The organism is Sandarakinorhabdus sp. (assembly GCF_040398645.1).
In the GTDB taxonomy this organism is placed as follows: Bacteria; Pseudomonadota; Alphaproteobacteria; order Sphingomonadales; family Sphingomonadaceae; genus Sandarakinorhabdus.
In genome coordinates, this window is the sequence record NZ_JBBATR010000030.1 from 23854 (window position 1) to 31158 (window position 7305).

Sequence of the window (7305 nt, forward strand, 5' to 3'; positions counted from 1 at the left end):
TTGCTGCCGCTGCGCATCGGGGCCGGTGTGGCGGCCATTGCGCTGCTGGTGATGGGCGGCGCTGCCACGCCAGCAATTGCCATCGCCGGCTATTGTGTGTTCAGTCTGGCCTGCAACGTCTTTCTGGCGCTGCATTCCGCGCAAACCTTGGCGGTGCTGCCGCGCAGTGACCGGCGCGGGCGCGATCTGGGGTTGTTCAATCTGACCAACACGCTGCCATCGCTGGTGATGCCGGGCTTGACGCTGGCGCTGGTGCCCAGCCTTGGCTTTCGCGCGCTGTTCGTACTGCTCGCCGTGCTTGCCGTTGTTGCCGCGCTGATGCTCGCGCCCGCCCGCCGCCAATGACGCGCGCAGCTGGCCACATGCACCGACACCAGTTGATTCTTTGCCTGCCCCGTGCGAGGCAGTCGATGGCAACGTTCACAAGAAGCGTTTGTTCGCGGGAACCGTGGGGACAATCGATGATGACACGCGCGTGGCTGGCGTTCCTGCTGGCAGCCGGCAGCTGGTCGACCGGCGCAATCGCTGATGCGCCAACGGCACCCGGGCCGGCAGCGCCCGCCGCCGGAAATCCGGCGCTGTGGCCCGCCACCCGCAGCCCCGCCGCGCTCACCGATCCCGCAACCGATAGCCGCATCGCCGCATTGATGCAGCGCATGACCCTGCGCCAGAAAATCGGCCAGTTGATCCAGGCCGATCTCACCGCGGTCAAGCCGGCTGATCTGAAGCGTTACCCGCTCGGTTCGGTTCTGGCCGGCGGCAATGGCGGCCCTTATGGCAACGAACGCGCTGATGCTGCGGCCTGGGTGCGGCTGGTTGGGGAATTCCGCGCTGTTTCGCGCCAGTCGGGCGCCGGCATCCCGATCCTGTTTGGCGTTGATGCTGTGCACGGCCATAGCAATCTGCCCGGCGCCACCATCTTCCCGCACAATATCGGCCTGGGCGCCGCCAATGATCCGGAATTGCTGCAGCGGATCGGGGCCGTGACCGCGGCCGAACTGTCAGGCAGCGGCATTGATTGGACCTTCGCGCCAACGCTGGCGGTGCCGCAGGATCTACGCTGGGGCCGCAGTTATGAAGGCTATAGCGCCGACACCAGGGTCACCGCTGCTTATGCCCGCGCGCTCACGCTGGGCCTGCAGGGGCCGCTGACGGCCGGCACGCCGCTCGCCGCCAACAAGGTGGCGGCCACCGCCAAGCATTTCGTCGCCGATGGCGGCACCGATGCCGGCAAGGACCAGGGCGACGCCCGCATCGGTGAGGCTGAACTGGTGGCGGTGCACGCGGCTGGCTATGCCCCCGCGGTCGAGGCCGGCGTGCTGTCGGTCATGGCCAGTTTTTCGAGCTGGAACGGCGTCAAGGCGCACGGCAATCGCTATCTGCTCACCGATGTGCTGAAGGGCCGGATGGGCTTTGAAGGCTTGGTGGTGGGTGATTGGAACGGCCATGGCCAATTGCCGGGCTGCACCGTCACCGATTGCGCGCTCACCTTCAATGCCGGGCTTGATCTGGCGATGGCGCCCGACAGCTGGAAGGGCATGTTCAACAGCACGCTGCGCCATGTGCAGCGCGGCACCATCCCGCTCGCTCGCATCGATGATGCCGTGCGCCGGGTGCTGCGCGTGAAGGCGCAGCTGGGCTTGCTCGAACCCGCGCCGATGGAACGCGGTGACCCCTCGCGCATTGCAACCCCCGAAAATCTGGCCGTGGCCCGCGAAGCGGTCGCCAAATCGCTGGTGCTGCTGAAGAACAATGGCGCCGTGCTGCCGATCCGGCCGGGCGCGCGCGTGTTGATCGCTGGCCCCGGCGCCGACGACATGGCGATGCAAAGCGGCGGCTGGACCGTCACCTGGCAGGGCACCGACACCACCGCCGCCGATTTCCCCAAGGGCCAGACCATCGGCCGCGCCATCGCCGACGCCGTGCGCGATGCCGGCGGTGAAGCGGTGATTGCCGCCGCCGGCACGACGCCGACGAAGCCCGATGTCGCCATCGTGGTATTCGGCGAGCAGCCTTATGCCGAGTTTCAGGGCGATGTGCCCGATCTGGCCTTCCGGGCTCTCGCCGGCGAAACCGAACTCATTGCCCGCCTGAAGGCGCAGGGCATCAAGGTCGTTTCGGTGTTCCTGTCGGGCCGGCCGCTGTTCGTGCCGCAACTGATCAACGCCTCCGATGCCTTTGTCGCGGCCTGGCTGCCGGGCTCGCAGGGCCAGGGCGTGGCCGATGTGCTGGTGGCGCGGCGCGATGGCGCGCCGGCGCGCGATTTCACGGGCCGGTTGCCGTTTGCCTGGCCGGCCGATGCGCGGTCCCCGATCACCGCGTCGCTGTGGCCGGTGGGCCATGGCCTCGATTACCGCACCGCTGTCAGCGTCGGCCCGCTCAGCGAGGATCCCAAGGCTGATCTGGCTGCGCTGGCCAGCGAAGACCGTTATATGCTGCGCGGCCGGGTGGTGGCGCCGTGGCGGCTGGGCGTGGACAGCGCCGTGACCGCCCGCGCCGTCGATCTTTCGGCGCAGGAAGATGCCCGCCAGTTCCGCTGGGACGCGGCCGGCGCCATCGCCATCGATGGCCCACCGGTCAATCTGGTCCAGCTGGGCAGCAGCGGCTTCGCGCTTCAGCTGGATTGGCGCATCGATGCACTGCCGGCTGGGCCTGTGGTTGTTGCCATGGCCGGCGCGTCGCTGGACATCACTTCGGCATTGCGCGCTCAGCCCGTCGGCAAGATCGCCAAGCTGGAAATTCCGCTGGCCTGCTTTGCCGCTGCTGGCGGTGATCTTGCCCATGTCGGCACGGCGCTGCGGCTGCAGGCCCCGCGCGGTTTTGCCGTCACGCTGCGCACCGCCCGGCTTGGCCAGTCGTTGCCATTGCCGGCCTGCCCGCCAAAGGCCTCCTGAACCGGCCCCCAGAACCGGCCCTCAGAACCGATCGGAATTTGCCATGGTTGCAGCCTCTTCAAGCTCAGACACACAAGCCGCCGGCCACATCAATGCGCCGAACCTGCAACCATTCGTGTTTGCGTTGTTCTTCATCTTCGGCGGCCTCACCTCGCTGAATGATGTCATCATTCCCAAGCTCAAGGGCCTGTTCACGCTCAGCTTTACCGAAGCGATGCTGGTGCAGTTCTGCTTTTTTGCGGCCTATGCGATCATCGGCATTCCCGGCGCGCAACTGGTCAAGAAAATCGGCTACATGCGCGGCGCGGTGGCTGGATTGCTGACGATGATGCTGGGGTGCCTGATGTTCATTCCAGCCAGCAGATTCGCCTCTTATCCGCTGTTTCTGTTTGCGCTGTTCATCCTGGCCAGCGGCGTTGTGGTGGTGCAGGTGGTGGCCAATCCGCTGATTTCGCTGCTCGGCCCACCGCAAACGTCGCACAGCCGCCTGACCTTTGCGCAGGCCTTCAATTCGCTCGGCACCACGGTCTTCCCGTCGGTGGGTGCCGTCCTGCTGCTCGGCGGTGCCAGCGTGGTTGCGGTGGATACATTGTCCGGCAGCGCGCTTGATGCCTATCGTGCCGCCGAAAGCCAGGTCATCGCCAACGCCTATCTCAGCCTCGCGGCGGCGCTGGCGGTGGTGGCGGCGGTGGTGTGGGGGTTTCGCGGCCGGCTGGTTGGTGAACAGCACCAGGCCAGCAGCATCCGCGCCGGGCTGGCACTGCTGCGGCGGCCGCGCTTTGGTTTTGGCGCGCTGTGCATCTTTTTGTATGTCGGCGCCGAAGTCGCCATCGGCTCGCTGGTGGTCAGCTATCTGATGCAGGACAGCGTGCTCGGCCTGTCGGACCAATCGGCGGGCCAGTTGATCGGGCTTTATTGGGGCGGGGCCATGGCCGGGCGCTTTGTCGGCTCGGCTGTGCTGCGCCTGGTCAGCCCCGGCCTCGCGCTGGCCAGTGTGGCGTGCGGCGCCATCGCGCTGATCGCCGTGTCGGCCAACAGCAGCGGCGAACTGGCCGGTTACAGCCTGCTGGCCATCGGGCTGATGAACGCCATCATGTTCCCGACGATTTTCTCGCTGGCCTGCGAAAAACTGGGCGCCAGCGCGGCTGATGGCTCCGGCATCATCAACGTGGCCATCTGCGGGGGCGCGTTCATCCCGCTGCTTACCGGCATCGTTGCCGATGCCAGTGGCTCGCTGGCGCTGTCACTGACGCTGCCGGCCCTGTGCTATGCAGTGATTGCCGCCTTTGGCTGGTACGCACGGCGGCCAGCAGCCTGAGGCTTTAGCGTGTTTTGCCGCGCAGGCCCGGATAACGTGCCAGCAGCGGCGTCACCACCGGGATGGTGAGCATCGTGCTGGCCACCGCCATCAACAACAGCGCGGTAAACGTGCCCGCCGTGATGATCGAACGGTCCAGCAGGATGTTGGCAAAGATGATCATGATCAGGGCCTTGGTCTGCAGCAGCCAGCCGATCAGCCATGCCTCCCCCTTCTGCCATTTCAGCAGGCGCCCGGCGAGATTGGTTCCCGCCAGCTTGCCAGCCACCGCCGCTGCCAGCAGCAGGCCCGCCGCGGCGAATACCACGGCGCCGCCCACATCCCACCTGGTGCGCAGCCCCGTGCTGAGGAAAAACACCGGCATGAACGCCAGCAACACCGCCCCGCGAAACTGATCCATGCGCGCCCGATCAAACCAGCGCGCATCAATGACCGCGCCAGACAGAAACGCCCCGACCATGTAATGCAGCCCGGCCCAATCGGCCGCCAGGCCGCAGCCCGCCAGCCAGATCAGGCAGATATACCAGCGATCAGGCTCGGCCAGCCGCGGCAAGAGGCGGCGCAGGCCATAGCTGGCGATGGCAAACAGGATCAAAAACCCAGCCTGCCGCCCCAATCGTTCCCAATCCAGCAAGATCGCCGCCAGAACGGCCCAGATCGCGACATCATCGATGCTGGCATAGCGCAAGATACGCTGGCCAAGCGGCTCGCGCAAAATCTCCAGCTTTTCCATCAGCAGCACCAATATCGGCAGCGCCGTCACCGCGCAGGCCATGCCGATCCCGACCACAAATTGCCACGGCCGCGCTGCATCACCGATCCAGCCCGGGCCAGAATACAGCAGCAGCAGCGCCGCCCCGCAGCCAAACAGCAGCGGCATGCCCAGCGCCAGCCCGGCCGTGACGCCGGTCTCAGCGCGGTGCTGCCAGGCTTCGTCCAGATCAAGCTCGATACCGGCAATCCACACAAACAGCATGACAGCCCATAGCGCGATCCCGCTCAGGGCATCGATCACCGGCTTGGCAAACACCGCAGCATATTGATCCGGAAACGCCGCGCCCAGCACACCCGGCCCCAGCAAGATCCCGCAAATGATCTGCACCACGACCAGCGGCGCGAAAAAATCGGTCCTGCCCAGCCGCCAGACCAGGAATGGCACAGTGAAAATCATCACCATGCCCACCAGGAAAAATTCCGTGTTCATGCGGCGCGGTTACCATTTTCGAGCTGGGTTGGGACCGATGCGCACGGCACCGCAAGCCAGTGCCGGCCACCAACGGCGGCACAAGATGGTCGGGGAGACAGGATTCGAACCTGCGGCCCTCTGGTCCCAAACCAGATGCGCTACCAGACTGCGCCACTCCCCGAACCTGCGATGCCCTAGGTGATGGCGGGGCAAAGTGCAAGGCTGGCGGCGATCAGATCAGCAGCGACAGGGAATTGCCGACATTGTGCAGCAGGACCGGCAACAACAAACTGCCCGTCCGCAGCCACATCCAGACGCCCAGAAACGCTGGCACCGCCGTCAGTGCCATGGTGATGGCGTCAAAGGAAAAACTGCCGCCCGCAAAACTGAACGCGTGGGCCAGACCGAACAACAGGCAGGACAGAATCGCGCTCCAGCCGCAATCCACCCCCAGCAACCGCTTGCGCGCCGTGAACGCCTGGCCAAGCGCAACCAGCAGCAGGCCGCGATAAAAGGCTTCTTCCTCAAGGCCCGGCAGGCTGAGCTGAAACAGCAGAGTCTCCGTGTCGCCGCCATCGCCGGGAAACGCCAGCGCAATGGCCGCGAAAAATGCGCAATACAGCAGCGCCACCGGCAACGCCGCGCGCAGGCTGCCCGGTGCCTGCACCAATGTGATGCCGCAGCGGCGCCAGCCGAACCCCGGCAGCGCGGCAATCGCCAGCGTGGCAGCCAGCGCCAGCAGCTTGCCCTGCCAGTTCCAATTGCCGCCGATCATATCGGGCAGCAGGCCGTAGCCATTGGTGAGCAGCGCATCGTTGATCGCCACCAGCGCTGCCGCCGCCGCGAGCCAGGCCGGCGCGAAATGGCGGCGATCAGCAGCGCCAATCGCTGCGCCAAGCCCGAACAATATCCCGAGCACGGCCGCCAGACTGATCAGACCGTTCATCTGCGCGTCAATCCACCAGTGCGCGCGCCATGGCCGCGACGACAGCGTCTGAATCCAGATCATAAGCCTGATACAGATCAACCAGATCGCCGGTCTGGCCAAAGCGGTCAACGCCCAGCGGCACCACGCGGTGGCCCATTACGCCGCCCAACCAGGACAGGCTGGCGGGGGCGGCATCGCACAGCGTGACCAGCCGGCCGCCGGGGCGCAGCGGCGCCAGCAGCGCCCCGATATGGCTATCGCCGCCTGCTTCCCGCCAGCCGCGGTGCAGCAGATCGGGGCTGGTCACCACCAGCAGGCCCAGGCCGGGGATGTCATCATGCAATGCCTCCCACGCCGCAAGCGCTTCGGGCAGCACTGCGCCCATGGCGGCGATGGCGGCCTCGCCCCCCGGCGCCGGTTCGCGCAGCCAATAGCCGCCGGCGATTGCCCCGGCCTGCCAATCATTGTTGCTGCGCTGCGGCTGCGGCAGGCTGCGGGTGGAAAGGCGGAAATAGACGCTGCCGCCGTGCTCGGCCTGCACATGGCCAAAGCTGTGGTGGAGCAGCAGCGCCAGCTCATCCACATACGCTGGCTCATAATGGGTCAGGCCCGGCTGCCCCATGGCGATCAACGGCGGGTTGATCGATTGGTGCGCGCCGCCTTCCGGCCCCAGCGTCAGCCCGGACGGGGTGGCGACCAGGATGAAGCGCGCATCCTGATAACAGCCATAATTCAGCGCATCCAAGCCGCGCGCAATGAACGGATCATAGACAGTGCCAATGGGGATCAGCCGGGTGCCAAACAGCGGCGCCGTCAGGCCGGCCGCCGCCAGCACCAGAAACAGATTATGTTCGGCAATGCCCAGTTCGATATGCTGGCCGGTGCCCTGCCCCTGCCATTTCTGGGCAGACGGGATTTTGGCGTTGCGAAACACATCGGGCATCTGCTGGCGGCGGAACAGCCCGCGCGCATTCACCCA

The 7305-nt window shown here is 66.2% G+C and carries 6 protein-coding genes and 1 tRNA gene; 3 read left to right on the forward strand and 4 right to left on the reverse strand.

Annotated features, from left to right (window positions below; genetic code table 11):
* The 3 genes from ABWP50_RS08555 to ABWP50_RS08565 all read left to right on the forward strand — a co-directional run.
* Positions 1–345 (forward strand): MFS transporter (locus ABWP50_RS08555; protein ID WP_353217575.1); only part of this gene is annotated, 345 nt, incomplete at its 5' end.
* Between the two features lie 116 nt (positions 346–461).
* Positions 462–2894 (forward strand): glycoside hydrolase family 3 protein, encoded by a 2433-nt coding sequence (locus ABWP50_RS08560; protein ID WP_353217576.1) that lies wholly within the window; start codon positions 462–464, stop codon positions 2892–2894.
* A gap of 43 nt (positions 2895–2937) precedes the next feature.
* Positions 2938–4212, forward strand: a complete 1275-nt coding sequence (locus ABWP50_RS08565; protein ID WP_353217577.1) for a sugar MFS transporter — start codon at positions 2938–2940, stop codon at positions 4210–4212.
* Between the two features lie 4 nt (positions 4213–4216).
* Here the strand turns inward: ABWP50_RS08565 and ABWP50_RS08570 are convergent, their stop codons facing one another.
* The 4 genes from ABWP50_RS08570 to ABWP50_RS08585 form a co-directional block, all read right to left on the reverse strand.
* Positions 4217–5416 (reverse strand): cation:proton antiporter, encoded by a 1200-nt coding sequence (locus tag ABWP50_RS08570; protein ID WP_353217578.1) that lies wholly within the window; start codon positions 5414–5416, stop codon positions 4217–4219.
* Positions 5417–5502: 86 nt separating this feature from the next.
* Positions 5503–5579: transfer RNA gene (locus ABWP50_RS08575), tRNA-Pro, on the reverse strand.
* 51 nt (positions 5580–5630) lie between these two features.
* Positions 5631–6344 (reverse strand): CPBP family intramembrane glutamic endopeptidase, BDIM_20840 family, encoded by a 714-nt coding sequence (locus tag ABWP50_RS08580; protein WP_353217579.1) that lies wholly within the window; start codon positions 6342–6344, stop codon positions 5631–5633.
* A 7-nt stretch (positions 6345–6351) separates the two neighbouring features.
* Positions 6352–7305: transketolase family protein (locus ABWP50_RS08585; protein WP_502951013.1), on the reverse strand; the 954-nt coding region annotated here is incomplete at its 5' end.